The sequence below is a fragment of the Malikia sp. genome (assembly GCF_028687635.1).
GTDB lineage: Bacteria > Pseudomonadota > Gammaproteobacteria > Burkholderiales > Burkholderiaceae_C > Malikia.
In genome coordinates, this window is record NZ_JAQTZS010000021.1 from 12,322 (window position 1) to 28,517 (window position 16,196).

Here is a 16,196-nt window from a genome sequence, read left to right on the forward strand (position 1 = left end):
GATGAAAACCATCGAACAGATCGCCTCCGAACTGCAGGGCTATGACCCCGCCGCGCTGCGTGCCGACGCGGTCAACCAATTCCTGGCCCGGCTGGTCGAGCCGCTGCGCGAGACCGAATCGGTTGGCGTGTTCGACGCGCTCGGGCGCGTGCTGGCCGCTGACCTGATCTCGCCGATCAGCGTGCCGCCGCATGACAACTCGGCCATGGACGGCTACGCCTTCGCCGGCTCGCAGCTGCGGTCCGGCCAGGCGCTGACGCTGCGCGTGATCGGCACCGCCTATGCGGGCGCGGCCTGGCAGGGCGAGGTGGCTGCGGGCGAATGCGTCAAGATCATGACCGGCGCGGTGATGCCGGCCGGGCTGGACACCGTGGTGCCGGTCGAGCTGACCCGCCTGGATGGCGAGCGGGTGACGCTGGCGGCCGACAGCCTGCGCGCCGGCGACAACCGCCGCCTGCTGGGCGAGGACCTGATGGCCGGCCAGCCCGCGCTGCGCGCCGGCACCCGGCTGGGTCCGGCCGCGCTGGGCCTGATCGCCAGCCTGGGCCTGGCGACAGTCACGGTGCGCCGCCGCGTCAAGGTGGCCTTCTTCTCGACCGGCAACGAGATCCTGAGCCTGGGCGAGGCCGCGCGCGAAGGCGCGGTCTACGACAGCAACCGCTACACCCTGTTCGGCCTGCTGAGCCGGCTCGGCGTGGAGCCGATCGACCTGGGCGCGGTGCGAGACGATCCGGCCAGCCTGGAGGCGGCGTTCCGGCGCGCGGGATCGCAAGCCGATGTGGTCATCACCAGCGGTGGCGTCAGCGTCGGCGAGGCCGACCACACCAAGGCGATCATGCGGCAGCTCGGCGACATGGCCTTCTGGCGCATCGCGATGCGCCCGGGCCGCCCGATGGCGGTCGGCCGGCTGCGCCAGGACGGCGGCAGCGCGCTGCTGTTCGGCCTGCCCGGCAATCCGGTCGCGGTGATGGTGACCTTCCTGGCCTTCGTGCGCCCCGCCCTGCTGCGCCTGATGGGCGCTTCAGACAGCGCGCCGCTGCTGGTGCCAGCGCACAGCCTGGAGCCGATGCGCAAGAAGCCGGGCCGCACCGAATTCCAGCGCGGCATCGCGAGCCGTGGCGCCGACGGTCGCCTGCGGGTGCGCGGCACCGGCAGCCAGGGCTCGGGCGTGCTGCGCTCGATGGCCGAAGCCAACTGCCTGATCCGGCTGGATCACGATCAGGGCGATGTGGCCATAGGCGATATCGTTGACCTGATGCTGTTCGACGGGCTGATCTGAACTGAACGGAACTGCCTGGGGATCAGCGCGCTGGCACGCCACGGTTGGCCAGCGCATCGGCGCGCTCGTTGCCCGGGTCGCCGGCATGGCCGCGCACCCAGTGCCACTCGATCTGGTGGCCGCGCCCCTGCACGATCTCGTCGAGCCGCTGCCAGAGGTCCTGGTTCTTGACCGGCTCCTTGGAGGCGGTCTTCCAGCCGCGCGCCTTCCAGCCCGCCAGCCACTCGGTGATGCCCTTGCGCACATACTGGCTGTCGAGGTAGAGGCTGACGCGACAGGGCCGCTTGAGCGCGCTCAGGCCCTCGATCACCGCGGTCAGCTCCATGCGGTTGTTGGTGGTCTCGCGCTCGCCGCCGTAGAGCTCTTTTTCGGCCGCGCCCGAGCGCAGCAGCGCGCCCCAGCCGCCCGGGCCGGGGTTGCCCTTGCAGGCGCCGTCGGTGTAGATGGTGACAGGATTCATCGGTTTTTCGAGAGGGGATGTTTTTGCGCCACCGCGACCGGCTTGAGGCCGGCGCGGCGCGGCTGCCAGGCCGGCCCCAGCAGGTGCATGCCGCGCACGCGCTTGACCGCGACCAGGAAATAGACCGCGCCCGGCATTGGCCAGCCACGGGGCCCGAGGCGGTCCAGCCAGGCCCAGCGCTGCAGCCAGGTCTCGCTGCGCACGGCGGGGCGCCAGCAGCCCTGGGCCTGGGATTCAAGCTCGAAGCTCAGCAGCCGCAGCCAGTCGCGCACGCGGCGGGGGCTGATGAAGTCGCCCGAATCGGGCAGGAACAGCTGCGCCGCCTCGCCACGGCAGCCCAGGCGGGCCGCCCAGCGCGCGCGCCACTGGCGCAGGCCCCAGAGGCTCCAGGGATGGAAGCCCGAGATCACGACCCGGCCCTCGGGCACCAGCACCCGCTCGACCTCGCGCAGCACGGCATGCGGATCGGCGCTGAACTCCAGCGTGTGCGGCAGCACCAGCAGGTCCAGGCTGCTGGCGGGAAAAGGCAGCGCGGCCGCGTGCGTGACGAGGGCCACGGCGGGCCCCGGATCGGAACCGGTCTCGTCGGGCCACGGGAAGGCGCCGGCCGACTCGGGCAGCGCCAGCCAGCGGTGCGGCATGCGGTTGGCGCGCAGCGCGCCGAGTTCGGGCAGCCCCAGCTGCAGCGCGTGGTAGCCGAACAGGTCCGTGACCGCCTGATCGAACCGCGCCTGCTCCCAGGCCAGCAGATAGCGACCCGGCGGCGTGGCGAACCAGGCCACCAGTTCCCGACCGGAGACACTCCACTCGTTCATGCCGTCCCCGGCAGGGATCAGCCGGCGACCGGCAGCTCCTGCGCCGGTGACGGGGCCAGCACGGTGGCGCGGATCAGCTCGCGCATCGCCTTCTTCTCCTGGAAGCTCAAGGTGCGCGCCAGCTCGCGGCGCACGCGCAGCAGCAGGTGGCGATCGGTCTCGGGCGGCACACCCTGGCTGTTCTGCATCTCTTCCTGCAGGTCGAGGCGGGCGTCCGAGGTCTCCTCGGTCCACCAGGACTGGATCACCTGCCTGACCTGCTCCAGCCAGTCGTCCGAGGGCGCGGCATTGCTGAAGTAGCTCTCGGAGGAGTCGGCGTCGCGCTCGTGCTGCGCAGCCGGCGGCTGGAAGGCGACGGGACGGCTGGACTGCAGCACGGCGCCCGGCACGGTCAGCGCCTCCCAGGCCGGGGCACCCAGCGCGAGACGGCGATCAGCCTGCAGCAACATGCGGGCCCAGCTCGGAGCCTCGGTCATGAGCTTGGGCATGTCCAGGCCACCCTCGTCGCTGACCAGCGCCACCTTGAGTCCGCGCCACTGCGCCTCGTCGATATAGGGGATCAGCCGCTCGTCATCGCTGACGATCAGCACCAGGCCGGCGCCGCCATGTTGCGCGAACTGGTTGAGCTCAAGCCCGAGCGAGCGCACCAGACCCAGGCCATCATCGACCGCGTGCGGGGGCACGCTGCGCACGACGACGTCATCGCAGAGTTCGAGCACCTGCTGCTCGCAGAACAGGTAGGCGCGCAACAGTTGCGCGTCGGGCGCGCTCTGGCGCAACAGGTCGGTCAGCACCGGCATCAGGTTGTGGCGCTGCAGCTGCAGCGGTGCGCTGCCGTGCTGTCCGGCCAGCCATTTGAGATAGCGCTCGTCGACCAGCGCGACGGCCTGGGTCATGCCGCTGGCCTGGTGGCTGGAATGGAGGTGGCGCGGCAGGTTGCGTTTGCCCAGATGGAACTTCATTTTCATAAAATTAATGGCCCGATATAGGGGCTCTGATAGGAATAAGAGGCGCGATTGTGACATGGTTCAATCGGCGCGGACCGGGCTTGGCTTTATGCTTTGGGGGGTGAACTTCTTCCAGCTGCTGCTCCCCGACTTCTCGCTGATCCTGTGCGGCCACCTGCTGTGCCGCCACAGCGCGCTCAACCGCCAGGTCTGGGACCAGGTCGACCGCCTGGTCTACTTCTTCCTGTTCCCGGTGCTGCTGTTCCATTCCATCGTCAGGCACCCGCTGGACTGGCAATCCGCCCGGCCGCTGATGGGCGCCGGTCTGTGCATGGCCGTTGGCGTCATCGCGCTGGCCTACTCGCTGCCGCGCTGGCCACTGCTGGGGCGCGGCCTGGAGGGCCGGCTGCACGCCGCGGGCGCCCAGGTGGCCTTCCGCTTCAACTCCTTCATCGCGCTGGCGCTGATCGATCGGGTCGCGGGCCCCGAGGGCCTGCCGCTGCTCGCGCTGCTGATCGGGCTGCTGGTGCCGGTCTTCAATATCGGCGCGGTGCTGCCGATGGCGCGCCACGCCGGCGGCCGGCTCTGGCGCGAACTCGCGCGCAACCCGCTGATCCTGGCCACCGCCAGCGGCCTGTGCGCCAATCTGCTCGGGCTGCAGCTGCCCGAAGCCATGACGCCCACGCTCACGCGCATCGGCCAGGCGGCGATCGTGCTCGGGCTGCTGGCCGCAGGCGCGGGCATGCAGATCGGCGCCATGCGCGAAGGCAAGGCGCTGAGCGTCGCGCTGCTCTCGATCAAGCACCTCGGGCTGCCGCTGCTGGCGCTGCTGATGGCGCGCCTGTGGCAACTGCCCGAGCTGCCGACGCGGGTGCTGCTGATGCTCGCCGCCGTACCGACCGCCACCAGCTGCTATGTGCTGGCGGCGCGCATGGGCTACAACGGCCCCTATGTGGCGGGCCTGGTGACGATCTCGACCTTGCTGGGCATGCTCAGCCTGCCGCTGGCGCTGGGCTGGCTGGCGTACTGGTGAACCTGTCCTGCGCCAGCGCCCAATCTACAGACTCGCGCACCAGCTCGCTCGGATGCCCTGCCCTCGCCCGCAGCGCCGCGCGCAGCGACGGGAGATCGCCCGGGTCGGCCGCGCGCAAGGCATTGCCCAGCGCCAGCGCGAGGTTGCGCAGCCAGCGTTCGTGGCCGATGCGGCGAATCGGACTGCCCTCGGTGTGACGCAGGAACTCGGCCTCGCTCCAGGCGAACAGCTCGATCAGGCCGCGCCCCGTCAGCTGGGCGCGGGCATCGAAATCGGGCAGCGCGCTGTGCTGGGCGAACTTGTTCCAGGGGCAGGCCAGCTGGCAATCGTCGCAGCCGTAGATCCGGTTGCCCAGCGAGGGCCGGAATTCGAGCGGAATCGGCCCGGCGTGCTCGATCGTCAGGTAGGAGATGCAGCGGCGCGCATCGAGCCGGTAGGGCGCGACGATGGCGCGGGTCGGGCAGGCATCGAGGCAGGCGCGGCACTGGCCGCAGTGCGCGCTGACCGGCGCGGTGGCGGGCAGCGCGCGGTCGACGAAGATCTCGCCCAGGAAGAACATCGAGCCGGCGTCACGGCTCAGCGTGAGCGTGTGCTTGCCGCGCCAGCCCAGGCCGCTGCGGCTGGCGAGCTCGACTTCGAGCACCGGCGCCGAATCGGTGAAGACGCGATAGCCCAACGGGTCCAGCGCGGCCGCCATCCGGTCGGCTAGCTGCTGCAGGCGCTGGCGCAGCACCTTGTGGTAGTCCCGGCCCCGCGCGTAGACCGAGACCACGGCCTCGCCAGGCTCGCGCCGGCGCTGCCATTCATCCTGCAACCAGCCCGCTGGCGTGGCGCGCGGCAGATAATCCATCCTGGCCGTGACCACGCTCAGCGTGCCCGGCAACAACTCGGCCGGCCGCGCCCGCTTCAGGCCATGCGCCTGCATATAGTGCATCGAACCATGAAAACCCTGCTCCAGCCAGGCCAACAGGCCGGATTCAGCCGCGGACAGTTCGACATCGGCCACGCCGATTTGGGAGAATCCGAGTTCTCGGCCCCAGGCCTGGATTTGCGAGACGAATTGAGCAGCATCGACCATAAGACCGTTCTACCAGACTTGCTCATTCATGTACAAACATGAACAAAGCTGACTTCCTGCTTCGCCGAGGCCGGTTTCGCCCCCGTCTTGCGACGGCGGCCAGAGCCTTCCTCTCCACAGGCTGACACGGTGGAACTCACCGCCAGATTTCTCAAATTGATCGCCGCGTTCACGTCGCGGTCGTGGTTCGCACCGCAGTGCGGACAAGTCCACTCGCGCGCCGACAGTGGCAATTCGTCGAGCCGATACCCGCAGCCCGAACAGGTCTTGCTGCTGGGATACCAGCGGTCCGCGACAATCACCTCCCCCCCACGCATCGCCGCTTTGTACTCCAGTTGCCGCCGCAGCTCGAAGAATCCCATGTCGGCAATCGAGCGGGCCAGTCGACGGTTCCTGACCATGCCTTGGACGTTCAGGTCTTCTATGCCGATGGTGTGGAAGCGCCGCGTGAGGTCCGTCGTGAGCTGATGTAGCGCGTCCGAGCGGATGTTGGCGATACGGGCATGCAACTTCGCCAGCCTGGCCCTGGCTTTCTTTCTGTTGGCTGACCCCTTCTGCTTGCGCGACAGGCTCCTCGATAGCCGGCGCAAGCGGTTCAGCAGCGCCTGGTGCGGCTTGGGACCGGGGATCGTCTCTCCCGTCGAGAGCGTCGCCAACGCCTTGACGCCCAGATCCACACCCACCGCGCCTTGGTTCTCGGCTTGGGGTAGAGGTGAATCGTCATGGGTATCGACGGCAAGGCTGACATACCAGCGATCGGCCACGCGCGAAACCGTGGCTGACAGGATCTTGCCCGCGAAGCGCAACGTCTCGCGCATCCGTACCCAGCCCAGGTGGGGGATGCGGATGCGCGAGGCGTCGAGACTGAACTGGTCGTTGCTGAGACTGAAGCGGTCGTGCCGGCCTTTCTTGCGGAACTGCGGATAGCGGGCGCGGCCGGCAAAGAAGTTCTGGAACGCCTGGCCCAGCTGGATGATCGCCATCTGCGGCGCGTTCTTGGTGACTTCGAGCATCCACGGGAACTGCTCGCGCTTGATAGCATTCAACTGGCGGCGCAGTGCGGCCTGGGAAGGCTTGGGCAGTGTCGGATCGAGCTTGCAGGCCTCGTACTGGCGCTGCCACTCGGCCAGCGCCCAGTTGTAGGCGAAGCGCGCCACACCCGCCGCGCGGGCCAGGTAGGTGGCTTGCGCGTTGTTCGGATCGAGAGCAATCTTGTGTGCGATCAGCATGGCCGCATAATTCTGGCACGAACCGACACGGCTTGGACAGGGCTGCGGTTGTTCTCGTCATGCCGTCACAGTGCGTGAGCAGGTATGCGCATGAAAGATAAGAATTGAGCAGTTTTTACGGTAACTGAATGAACCCCATTGTAGAAAGCGCGCAAGCCGCGCAGGCCCCCAGCCTGGCGCAGCGCACCGTGCTGTGCGCGAGCGAGGACGACACGACCGCGCTGGCCGCGGCGCTGGCGCTCAGCCCCGCGCTGGCCAACGCGACCCTGACCTTGCACGGCGACCTCGGTGCCGGCAAGACCACTTTCGTGCGTCACCTGCTGCGCGCGCTCGGCGTGAGCGGACGCATCAAGAGCCCGACCTACGCCGTGGTCGAGCCGCACCGCGCGCCGCCCGCGCCGGCCTGGCCCACCGGACTGGCGGTGTCGCATTTCGACTTCTACCGCTTCGGCGACCCGCGCGAGTGGGAGGATGCCGGCTTTCGCGAGGTCTTCGCCGACCCCGGCTTGAAGCTGGTCGAATGGCCCGAGAAGGCGCGGGGCCTGATGCCGGCGCCCGACCTCGGCATCGAGCTGGCGCCACAGGCGGACGAGAGCCGCCTCGTCACGCTCAAGGCGCACAGCCAGAGCGGGCTGAAACTGCTGGAGGCCCTCGCACCATGAAACGACGTCATCTGCTCGGCGGCGGCCTGCTCGCGCTCTGGCTCGGGCCGGCGCAGCTCGCGCGCGGCGCCAGCTTGCTCGCGGTGCGCGCCTGGCCGGCGCGCGACTACACCCGCCTGACCATCGAGTCGGATGCGGCCCTCAAGACCAGCCAGACCTTCATTCCCGACCCGCCGCGGCTGGCGGTCGACATCGTTGGGCTGGATCTGCTGCCGGGACTCAGAGAGCTCGTCAGCAAGGTCCAGCCCAACGATCCCAATATCTCGGGCGTGCGCGTCGGACAGAACGCGCCCAACGTGGTGCGGCTGGTGGTCGACCTCAAGCAGCCGGTCAAGCCCCAGGTCTTCAGCCTCAAGCCGGTCGAGCCCTACCAGCACCGGCTGGTGCTCGACCTCTATCCGGCCCGCGCGGTCGACCCGCTCGAAGAGCTGATCCAGCAGCGGCTGCAGGGCCTGGAAGCCTCGATCGCCGCCGGTCCCGCCACCCAACGATCCGCACCGCCCCCCTCGGCCATCGCCCCCGTGCTCAAGCCGGACCCGCTCGAGGAACTGATCCAGCAGCAGATCGACAGCGGCAAGAGCGGCGGCCAGAAAACCGAAATCCGGACCGACAGCAAGGCGCCCGGCAAGTCCGACGCCCAGCCTGGCCCTGGCAGCGTGGCATCGGGCACCAGCGAGCCGCGCAAGACGGCCACGACTCCGGTGCGCAACGAACCCGAGCCGCGCGACAAGACCGATCGCCTGATCGTGATCGCGCTCGATCCAGGCCACGGTGGCGAGGACCCGGGCGCGATCGGTCCGGCCGGCACCCAGGAAAAGGACGTGGTGCTGCAGATCGCGCTCAGGCTGCGCGACCGGCTCCAGGACCTGGAGATCAAGGGCAACCCGGTGCGCGTCTTCCTCACGCGCGAGGCCGACTTCTTCGTGCCGCTGCAGGTGCGGGTCGAGAAGGCGCGCCGCGTGCAGGCCGACCTGTTCGTGAGCCTGCACGCCGATGCCTTCTACACGCCCGACCCGCAGGGCGCCAGCGTCTACGCGCTGAGCGAGCGCGGCGCCTCCAGCGCGGCGGCGCGCTGGATGGCCAATCAGGAGAACAAGTCCGACCAGGTCGGCGGCATCAACATCAAGGTCAATGACGCGCATGTGCAGCGCGCGCTGTTCGACATGAGCACCACGGCCCAGATCAACGACAGCCTCAAGCTCGGCGGCGCGCTGCTGGGCGAGATCGGGCGCGTCGGCCGCTTGCACAAGCCACGGGTCGAGCAGGCCTCGTTCGCGGTGCTCAAGGCGCCCGACATCCCGAGCATCCTGGTCGAGACCGCCTTCATCAGCAATCCGCAGGAGGAGGCCCGGCTGCTCGACCCGGACTTCCAGGACCGGCTGGCGCGGGCGTTGCAGCGCGGCATCACGCGCTACTTCGCCGCCAACCCGCCGCTGGCGCGCAGCCGCCAGCTCTGACGCCGGCCCGCATAATCGAACCCCCGGCCTGGCGCCGGACAGCCAAAGAGGAAAGAACTTGTTCAAGAACGTGATGGTCTACCGCCTCGCCCCGGACTGGGCGATGGAAGTCGAAGCCATGGAGGCCGCGCTGGCCAAGCTGCCCTTCCAACCCTGCGGCGCGACGCAGCCCGAGTCCCACGGCTGGGCGCCAGCGCGCGGTCAGGCGAACGGCGCGCTGGTCGAACTGGTCGCCGGCCAGCGCATCCTGCGCTTCATGCACGAGAGCAAGGCCGTGCCGGGCTCGGTCGTCAAGCGCCGGCTCGAGGAGCGCTGCGCGCAGATCGAGCAAAAGGAAGGCCGCAAGCCGGGCCGCAAGGAAAGCCGCGAGCTGCGCGACGAGCTGGTGCGGGAACTGCTGCCGATGGCCTTCGCGCGCACCTCCAGCGTGCTGGTCTGGCTCGACCTGGCCAACGGCCGGCTGGTGCTCGACTGCGCCAGCCAGGGCAAGGCCGACACCCTGGTCACCGCGCTGGTCGAATGCCTGGCCGGGCTGCGGGTGTCCTTGCTCAACACCCAGGTCTCGCCACAGGCCGCGATGACGCAGTGGCTCAGCGGCAGCGCCGACGAATGGCCCGAGCACTTCGCGCCCGGGCGCGAGGTCGAGCTCAAGAGCGGCGACGAGATGAACTCGGTCGTCAAGTTCACCCGCCATCCGCTCGAAGACGAGGAGATGAAGCGCCACATCGCGCAGGGCAAGCTGCCGACCAAGCTCGCGCTCGACTGGGAAGGCCGCGTCAGCTTCGTGCTGACCGAGGGCACCCAGCTCAAGAAAGTCGCCTTCCTCGACGGCGTGTTCGAGGAGCAGGCCGGCGCCGAGGACAACGGCGGCTTCGACAGCGACGTGGCGATCGCCACCGGCGAACTCGCCGCGCTGATCACGGATCTGACCACGGCGCTCGGCGGCGAGCTGGCCTGAGGCCGCCGCCGCGGACGGGCCGGGAGTTCAGCGGGCAGCGTTGGGGAAAAACAGCTGCTCGCCATTGATCTTGTAGCTGGCAATCGAGGTCTGACCAGCCGGCGACAGCAGCCAGTCGATGAACCGCTGGCCCTCGGCCGACTTCACATGCGGATGCCTGGCCGAGCTGACCCGCATCACGCCGTAGGGGTTGAACAGGCGCGGATCGCCTTCGACCAGCAGCGCCAGATCGGCCTTGTTCCTGAAACTGAGCCAGGTGCCACGGTCGGCCAGCAGGTAGCTGCCGGTCGCGGCCGCCATGTTGAGCGCCGGCCCCATGCCGCAGCCGCATTCGCGGTAGCCGCCGCCCTTGTCGGCTGCGGCCAGTTGCCAGAAGCGCAGTTCGGCCGCGTGCGTGCCGCTGCGGTCGCCGCGCGAGACAAAGGGCGCCTGGCTGGCGGCCACCTTCCGCAGCCCCGCGACGATGTCCTGGCCGCGCACCCGGGCCGGATCGGCCCTGGGGCCGACCAGCACGAAGTCGTTGTACATCACGTCGAAGCGGCGCGGCGCGAAGCCATCGGCGACGAACCTATCCTCGGCCGGCCGGTCATGCACGAACAGCACGTCGGCGTCGCCACGGCGCGCCATGTCGATGGCCTGGCCGGTGCCCAGCGCCACCACCTTGACGTCGATGCCGGAGGCTTTCTTGAACTCGGGCAGGATATGGCCGAACAGGCCGGACTGCTCGGTCGAGGTGGTGGAGGCCACGACGATGGAGGGCGCCTGCGCGGCCGCCGGGCCGCCCCAGCCCAGCGCGCCCAGCACCAGCGTGATGGCCGCCGCGCTCCAGGCGCGCCGGGTCGGCGGCAACCGGCCCTTGTCAGTGACTTTGATCAAATCGCTTCTCCTCGGACAAAAGACTGCGCTTCGGGATAATTATCCGCCAGCAGCGCATCGTTGAAAAAATCGTGCACCGGCAGGTCGGCCAGGACCCGGCCACCCTCCAGATAAAGCACCCGGCTGGCCAGGCGCTTGACCTGGCCCAGGTTGTGGCTCGCGAAGACGAGCGTCACCGGCTGCCCCGCCACCTGGCCCCGGCTGAATTCGCCAAGCAGCTGCTCGACCTCGCGCTTGGCGTGCGGGTCCAGGCTGGCGGTGGGCTCGTCCAGCAGCAGCAGATGCGGCTCCAGCGCCCAGGCCCGCGCCAGCGCGACGCGCTGCAGCTGACCGCCCGACAACGTGCTGGCGCGGCGCGGCGCCAACCCTTCGAGACCAACCCGCGCCAGCGCGCTCAGGGCGCGCTCGCTCGCCTGGCGCCAAGGGGTGCCGGCCAGCCACAGGGCCAGCGCGACGTTGTGCCGCACCGAGCAGCTCAGCATGTGGGGCCGCTGGAACAGCATGGCCTGGCGCAAGGGCTGGCTCAGGCTGCGGCTGCCAACGGTCGGCGCGCACAGGCCATGCATGACCCGCAGCAAACTGGTCTTGCCGCTGCCGTTGGCGCCGACCAGGGCCAGTCGCTCGCCCGCGCGCAGCTGCAGGCTCACGTCCTGCAGCGCCCAGACCTGGCCCAGGCGCAGCGACAGCCCCTGCAGCTGCAGGATGGGGACGCTCACCGGTTGGTCCCCTGCACGCCGACCGACAGCGCAGCGCTCAGGCGGCCGCCGGCAGTCTGAAGGGTGGAAACCACAGCCGGTGCGACGGAGCGGTCGCGCCAGCGGCGCAGGCCGGCGATGCCAGCATTGAGCAGCAACACCACGGCCAGCAAGACGCCGCCCAGGGCCAGGGCCAGCGGCAGGTCGCCCTTGCTGGTCTCAAGCGCGATGGCCGTGGTCATGACCCGGGTGAAGCCGTCGATGTTGCCCCCGACCACCATCACCGCCCCCACCTCCGAGATCGCGCGGGCGAAGGCCGCGATCAGCACGGTCAGCAAGGCGTAGCGCTCGTCCCAGGCCAGCAGCAGACCGCGCAGCCCGGCACTGGCACCGAGCGAGGCCAGCTGCTCGCCATGGCGCCGCTCGGCGTCGTCCACCAGCTGGCGCGTCAGGGCCGTGATGACCGGCAGCACCAGCAGGGTCTGCGCCAGCACCATGGCCTGGAAGCTGAACAGCCAGCCCAGGAACCCGAGCGGCCCCGTGCGCGACAGCAGCAGGTAGACCACCAGCCCGAGCACCACCGAGGGCACGGCCAGCCAGGTGTTGAGCAGCGCCAGCAGCCCCTCGCGGCCACGAAAGCGCGCCACCCCCAGCCAGGCCCCCAGCGGCAGGCCGGCCACACAGGCCAGCGCGCAGGCCGTGGCACTGACCGCCAGCGAACGAGCGACGATGGCCCACAGCACGGTATCGCGCTCGACGAGCAGCTGCAGCGCCCCGAGCGCGGCCTCGGAAAAGGCGGACATCGCTCTCAGGCCACGGGAGTGTTCAGCGCGCGGCGGCCATCCGGCGCGCGATCTCGGCCACCAGCTGGCGCGCCAGATCGGTCTTGCTGGCGTGCGGCAGCTCCTGCGCACCCTGGGCATCGACCAGCAGCAGCGCGTTGTCGTCCTTGCCGAAGGTGGCCGGGCCGATGTTGCCGACCAGCAGCGGCACCTGCTTGCGCGCGCGCTTGGCCTGGGCATTGGCCAGCAGGTCCTGGCTCTCGGCGGCGAAGCCCACGCAGTACAGCTGCCCGTTGCGCGCGCGTGGGCTCGCCGCGACGCCGGCCAGGATGTCGGGGTTCTCGACGAAATGCAGCGCCGGCGGCAGGCCCGAGCCATCCTTCTTGATCTTGTGCTCGGCGGCCGAGGCCGGGCGCCAGTCGGCCACCGCCGCCGCCGCGATGAAGACCGTGGCCGTCTCGACCTCGGCCCGCACTGCGTCGCGCATCTGCAGCGCCGACCGCACGTCGATGCGCCGCACACCCAGCGGTGTCGGCAGATGCACCGGCCCGGCCACCAGCGTGACCTCGGCGCCCGCCTCGCGCGCGGCGCGGGCGATCGCAAAGCCCATCTTGCCCGAGCTGTGGTTGGTGATGCCGCGCACCGGGTCGATCGCCTCGAAGGTCGGACCGGCGGTGACCAGCAGCTTCTGGCCGGACAGCAGCTTGGGCTGGAAGGAAGCGATCAGCCATTCGAGCAACTGGGCGGGTTCGAGCATGCGGCCGTCGCCGGTCTCGCCACAGGCCTGCTCGCCCTGCCCCACCGGCAGCACGGTCGCGCCGTCGGCCTGGCATTGCGCCAGGTTGCGCTGCGTCGCGGGGTGCGCCCACATCTCGCGGTTCATCGCCGGCGCCAGCAGCAGCGGCACGCGCTCGATCGGCCGCGCCAGGCACATCAGCGTCAGCAGGTCGGCCGCGCGGCCCTGCGCCAGCTGCGCCATCAGGTCGGCGCTGGCCGGCGCGACCAGGATCGCGTCGGCCTCGCGGCCCAGGTTGATGTGCGCCATGTTGTTGGGCTCGCGCGCGTCCCACTGGCTGAGCACCACCGGCCGGTTGCTCAGCGCCTGCATCGTCACCGGGGTGATGAACTGCGCAGCCGCCTCCGTCATCACCACCTGCACGGTGGCGCCGGCCTTGCCCAGCAGCCGGCACAGCTCGGCCGACTTGTAGCACGCGATGCCCCCCGAGAGGCCCAGAACGATATGTTTTCCTGCCAGATCCATCATGGCGAGCACTGTACACCAGGCACCGCATCGTTGCGGCCCGGGCCCAAACCGGGCAGCCGCTTTTATAATCCCCATTTCACACTCCTGCGAGCCCCTCGGGCTCGTCTGCGACATGACCAAATTTGTGTTTGTTACCGGCGGCGTGGTGTCCTCTCTGGGCAAGGGCATCGCCGCCGCCTCGCTGGCCGCGCTGCTCGAATCGCGCGGCCTCAAAGTCACCCTGATCAAGCTCGACCCCTACCTCAACGTCGATCCGGGCACCATGAGCCCGATGCAGCACGGCGAGGTCTTCGTGACCGACGACGGCGCCGAGACCGACCTCGACCTGGGCCACTACGAGCGCTTCATCACCACCCGGATGAAGAAGACCAACAACTTCACGACCGGACAGATCTACAAGTCCGTGCTCGAGAAGGAGCGCCGTGGCGACTACCTCGGCAAGACCGTGCAGGTGATCCCGCATGTGACCAACGAGATCCAGGACTTCGTCAAGCGCGGCGCCGGCTACAACACCCCGGAAGCGGTGGACGTCGCGATCGTCGAGATCGGCGGCACCGTCGGCGACATCGAGTCGCTGCCCTTCCTCGAAGCCGTGCGCCAGTTGAGCCTGCGCCTGGGTCCCAACAACGCGGCCTTCGTGCACCTGACCTATGTGCCGTGGATCGCCGCCGCCGGCGAGCTCAAGACCAAGCCGACCCAGCACACGGTGCAGAAGATGCGCGAGATCGGCATCCAGCCCGACGCGTTGCTGTGCCGCGCCGACCGCCCGATCCCCGACGACGAGCGCGAGAAGATCAGCCTGTTCACCAACGTGGCGCAGTGGGGCGTGATCTCGATGCCCGACGTCGACACCATCTACAAGGTGCCGCGCGTGCTGCACGAGCAGGGCCTCGACGGCCTGATCTGCGACAAGCTGCGCCTGAACACCCCGCCGGCCAACCTCAAGCGCTGGGACGACCTGGTCTACGAGACCCAGCACCCGCAGGGCGTGGTCAGGATCGCCATGGTCGGCAAATATGTCGAGTTGTCGGACAGCTACAAGTCGGTCAACGAGGCGCTGCGCCACGCCGGCATGAAGAACCATGTCAAGTCCGAGATCACCTACGTCGACTCCGAGACGCTGGAATCCGGCGACGTCGCGGCCAAGCTCGGCGGCTTCGACGCCATCCTGGTGCCGGGCGGCTTCGGCAAGCGCGGCGTCGAGGGCAAGATCGCGGCGGCGCGCCACGCCCGCGAGCATGGCGTGCCTTATCTGGGCATCTGCCTGGGCATGCAGGTCGCCACCATCGAGTTCGCGCGCCATGTCGCCGGCCTCGAAGGCGCCAACTCGACCGAGTTCGAGCCCCAGACCCCGCATCCGGTGATCGCGCTGATCGACGAATGGCAGAACGCCGACGGCAGCATCCAGAAGCGTGACGCCAGCTCCGACCTAGGCGGCACCATGCGTCTGGGCGCGCAGAGCTCGGACGTCGCTCCGGGCACGCTGGCGCACGCCATCTATGGCGATGTCGTCACCGAGCGCCACCGCCACCGCTACGAGGCCAACACCCAGTACCTCGACCGCCTGCGCGCGGCGGGCCTGGTGATCTCGGCGCTGACCCAGCGCGAACACCTGACCGAGATGGTCGAGCTGCCGCAGGATGCCCATCCCTGGTATGTCGGCGTGCAGTTCCACCCCGAGTTCAAGTCCACCCCCTGGGACGGCCACCCGCTGTTCAACGCCTTCGTCAAGGCCGGCCTGACCCAGCACCGTTCCAGGAAAGGCTGAGCATGAAACTCTGTGGCTTCGATGTCGGGCTGGACCAGCCCTTCTTCCTGATCGCCGGCCCCTGCGTGATCGAGTCCGAGCAGCTGCAGATGGATGTGGCCGGCCAGCTCAAGGAGATCACCACCGAGCTCGGCATCCCCTTCATCTTCAAGAGCAGCTACGACAAGGCCAACCGTTCCAGCGGCAGCACCTTCCGTGGTCCCGGCATGGACAAGGGCCTGGAGATCCTGGCCAAGGTCAGGCGCGAGCTCGGCATTCCGGTGCTGACCGACGTCCACACCGAGGCCGAGATCCCGGCGGTCGCCGCAGTGGTCGACGTGCTGCAGACGCCCGCCTTCCTGTGCCGCCAGACCGACTTCATCCGCGCCGTGGCGCAGTCGGGCAAGCCGGTCAACATCAAGAAGGGCCAGTTCCTCGCGCCGCACGACATGAAGAACGTGATCGACAAGGCCCGCGCCGCCGCGCGCGAGGCCGGCCTGCCGGAAGACAACTTCATGGCCTGCGAGCGCGGCGCCAGCTTCGGCTACAACAACCTGGTGTCCGACATGCGCAGCCTGGCGATCATGCGCGAGACCGGCGCGCCGGTCGTGTTCGACGCCACCCACAGCGTGCAGCTGCCGGGCGGCCAGGGCACCAGCAGCGGCGGCATGCGCGAGATGGTGCCGGTGCTGTCACGCGCGGCGGTCGCCGTCGGCGTCGCCGGCCTGTTCATGGAAACCCACCCCAATCCGCGCCAGGCCATGAGCGACGGCCCCAACGCGGTGCCGCTCAAGCACATGAAGGCGCTGCTGGAAACCCTGGTCGCGCTCGATCAGGTCACCAAGCGCCACGGCTTCCTGGAGGACCGCTTCGGCGAGTTCTGACCCCACCCTTTTTTCATTAGCTCCAAAGGT

General features: G+C 69.3%; 16 protein-coding genes. 7 read left to right on the forward strand and 9 right to left on the reverse strand.

Features of this window, described 5'->3' with window-relative positions; translation table 11 throughout:
* The first annotated feature begins 1 nt into the window (after position 1).
* Positions 2 to 1,279: a gephyrin-like molybdotransferase Glp gene (gene glp / locus PHR85_RS11615; RefSeq protein WP_300054470.1), complete on the forward strand. Its 1,278-nt coding sequence runs from the start codon at positions 2 to 4 to the stop codon at positions 1,277 to 1,279.
* Between the two features lie 22 nt (positions 1,280 to 1,301).
* Here the strand turns inward: glp and rnhA are convergent, their stop codons facing one another.
* The 3 genes from rnhA to PHR85_RS11630 are packed head-to-tail and all read right to left on the reverse strand — an operon-like array spanning position 1,302 to position 3,516.
* Positions 1,302 to 1,739, reverse strand: a complete 438-nt coding sequence (gene rnhA / locus PHR85_RS11620; protein ID WP_300054472.1) for a ribonuclease HI — start codon at positions 1,737 to 1,739, stop codon at positions 1,302 to 1,304.
* Positions 1,736 to 2,554 carry a class I SAM-dependent methyltransferase gene (locus tag PHR85_RS11625; RefSeq protein WP_300054474.1) on the reverse strand — a complete coding sequence of 273 codons (819 nt, stop codon included), beginning with the start codon at positions 2,552 to 2,554 and terminating at the stop codon, positions 1,736 to 1,738. Before PHR85_RS11625 ends, rnhA begins: the two co-directional genes overlap by 4 nt.
* Before the next feature lie 17 nt (positions 2,555 to 2,571).
* Positions 2,572 to 3,516 (reverse strand): hypothetical protein, encoded by a 945-nt coding sequence (locus PHR85_RS11630; protein WP_300054476.1) that lies wholly within the window; start codon positions 3,514 to 3,516, stop codon positions 2,572 to 2,574.
* Between the two features lie 106 nt (positions 3,517 to 3,622).
* On the opposite strand from PHR85_RS11630, the gene PHR85_RS11635 reads away from it, so the two are divergent.
* Entirely contained in the window at positions 3,623 to 4,534 is a 912-nt protein-coding gene (locus PHR85_RS11635) for an AEC family transporter (RefSeq protein WP_300054477.1), read from the forward strand.
* On the opposite strand, the gene queG is transcribed toward PHR85_RS11635, so the two are convergent.
* Positions 4,494 to 5,612, reverse strand: a complete 1,119-nt coding sequence (queG, locus tag PHR85_RS11640) for a tRNA epoxyqueuosine(34) reductase QueG (protein ID WP_300054478.1) — start codon at positions 5,610 to 5,612, stop codon at positions 4,494 to 4,496. The genes PHR85_RS11635 and queG overlap by 41 nt on opposite strands.
* A gap of 26 nt (positions 5,613 to 5,638) precedes the next feature.
* Positions 5,639 to 6,841: an RNA-guided endonuclease TnpB family protein gene (locus PHR85_RS11645; RefSeq protein ID WP_300054480.1), complete on the reverse strand. Its 1,203-nt coding sequence runs from the start codon at positions 6,839 to 6,841 to the stop codon at positions 5,639 to 5,641.
* Positions 6,842 to 6,969: 128 nt separating this feature from the next.
* Here PHR85_RS11645 and tsaE point away from each other — a divergent pair, with 128 nt between their 5' ends.
* The 3 genes from tsaE to PHR85_RS11660 are packed head-to-tail and all read left to right on the forward strand — an operon-like array spanning position 6,970 to position 9,918.
* Entirely contained in the window at positions 6,970 to 7,503 is a 534-nt protein-coding gene (gene tsaE, locus PHR85_RS11650) for a tRNA (adenosine(37)-N6)-threonylcarbamoyltransferase complex ATPase subunit type 1 TsaE (protein WP_300054482.1), read from the forward strand.
* Positions 7,500 to 8,960 carry an N-acetylmuramoyl-L-alanine amidase gene (locus PHR85_RS11655; protein WP_300054484.1) on the forward strand — a complete coding sequence of 487 codons (1,461 nt, stop codon included), beginning with the start codon at positions 7,500 to 7,502 and terminating at the stop codon, positions 8,958 to 8,960. The genes tsaE and PHR85_RS11655 overlap by 4 nt, the downstream gene beginning before the upstream one ends.
* Before the next feature lie 58 nt (positions 8,961 to 9,018).
* Positions 9,019 to 9,918 carry a recombination-associated protein RdgC gene (locus tag PHR85_RS11660; protein WP_300054485.1) on the forward strand — a complete coding sequence of 300 codons (900 nt, stop codon included), beginning with the start codon at positions 9,019 to 9,021 and terminating at the stop codon, positions 9,916 to 9,918.
* A gap of 27 nt (positions 9,919 to 9,945) precedes the next feature.
* Here the strand turns inward: PHR85_RS11660 and PHR85_RS11665 are convergent, their stop codons facing one another.
* Genes PHR85_RS11665 through coaBC form a run of 4 tightly spaced genes read right to left on the reverse strand, consistent with a single transcriptional unit; the run spans position 9,946 to position 13,535 of the window.
* On the reverse strand, positions 9,946 to 10,731 hold the full coding sequence (locus tag PHR85_RS11665) for a substrate-binding domain-containing protein (RefSeq protein ID WP_300054527.1): 786 nt from the start codon (positions 10,729 to 10,731) through the stop codon (positions 9,946 to 9,948).
* 59 nt (positions 10,732 to 10,790) lie between these two features.
* The gene (locus PHR85_RS11670; protein WP_300054487.1) at positions 10,791 to 11,510 is read right to left on the reverse strand and encodes an ATP-binding cassette domain-containing protein; all 720 of its coding nucleotides are present in this window, start codon (positions 11,508 to 11,510) and stop codon (positions 10,791 to 10,793) included.
* Positions 11,507 to 12,292 (reverse strand): ABC transporter permease, encoded by a 786-nt coding sequence (locus tag PHR85_RS11675; RefSeq protein WP_300054489.1) that lies wholly within the window; start codon positions 12,290 to 12,292, stop codon positions 11,507 to 11,509. Before PHR85_RS11675 ends, PHR85_RS11670 begins: the two co-directional genes overlap by 4 nt.
* Positions 12,293 to 12,314: 22 nt before the next feature.
* Positions 12,315 to 13,535 carry a bifunctional phosphopantothenoylcysteine decarboxylase/phosphopantothenate--cysteine ligase CoaBC gene (coaBC, locus tag PHR85_RS11680; RefSeq protein ID WP_300054491.1) on the reverse strand — a complete coding sequence of 407 codons (1,221 nt, stop codon included), beginning with the start codon at positions 13,533 to 13,535 and terminating at the stop codon, positions 12,315 to 12,317.
* A 112-nt stretch (positions 13,536 to 13,647) separates the two neighbouring features.
* Here coaBC and PHR85_RS11685 point away from each other — a divergent pair, with 112 nt between their 5' ends.
* Together PHR85_RS11685 and kdsA are read left to right on the forward strand one after the other, a co-directional pair.
* The gene (locus tag PHR85_RS11685; protein WP_300054493.1) at positions 13,648 to 15,303 is read left to right on the forward strand and encodes a CTP synthase; all 1,656 of its coding nucleotides are present in this window, start codon (positions 13,648 to 13,650) and stop codon (positions 15,301 to 15,303) included.
* Between the two features lie 2 nt (positions 15,304 to 15,305).
* Complete coding sequence (gene kdsA / locus PHR85_RS11690; protein ID WP_300054494.1) at positions 15,306 to 16,166, forward strand: 3-deoxy-8-phosphooctulonate synthase; 861 nt, start codon at positions 15,306 to 15,308, stop codon at positions 16,164 to 16,166.
* The last annotated feature ends 30 nt before the right edge of the window (positions 16,167 to 16,196 follow it).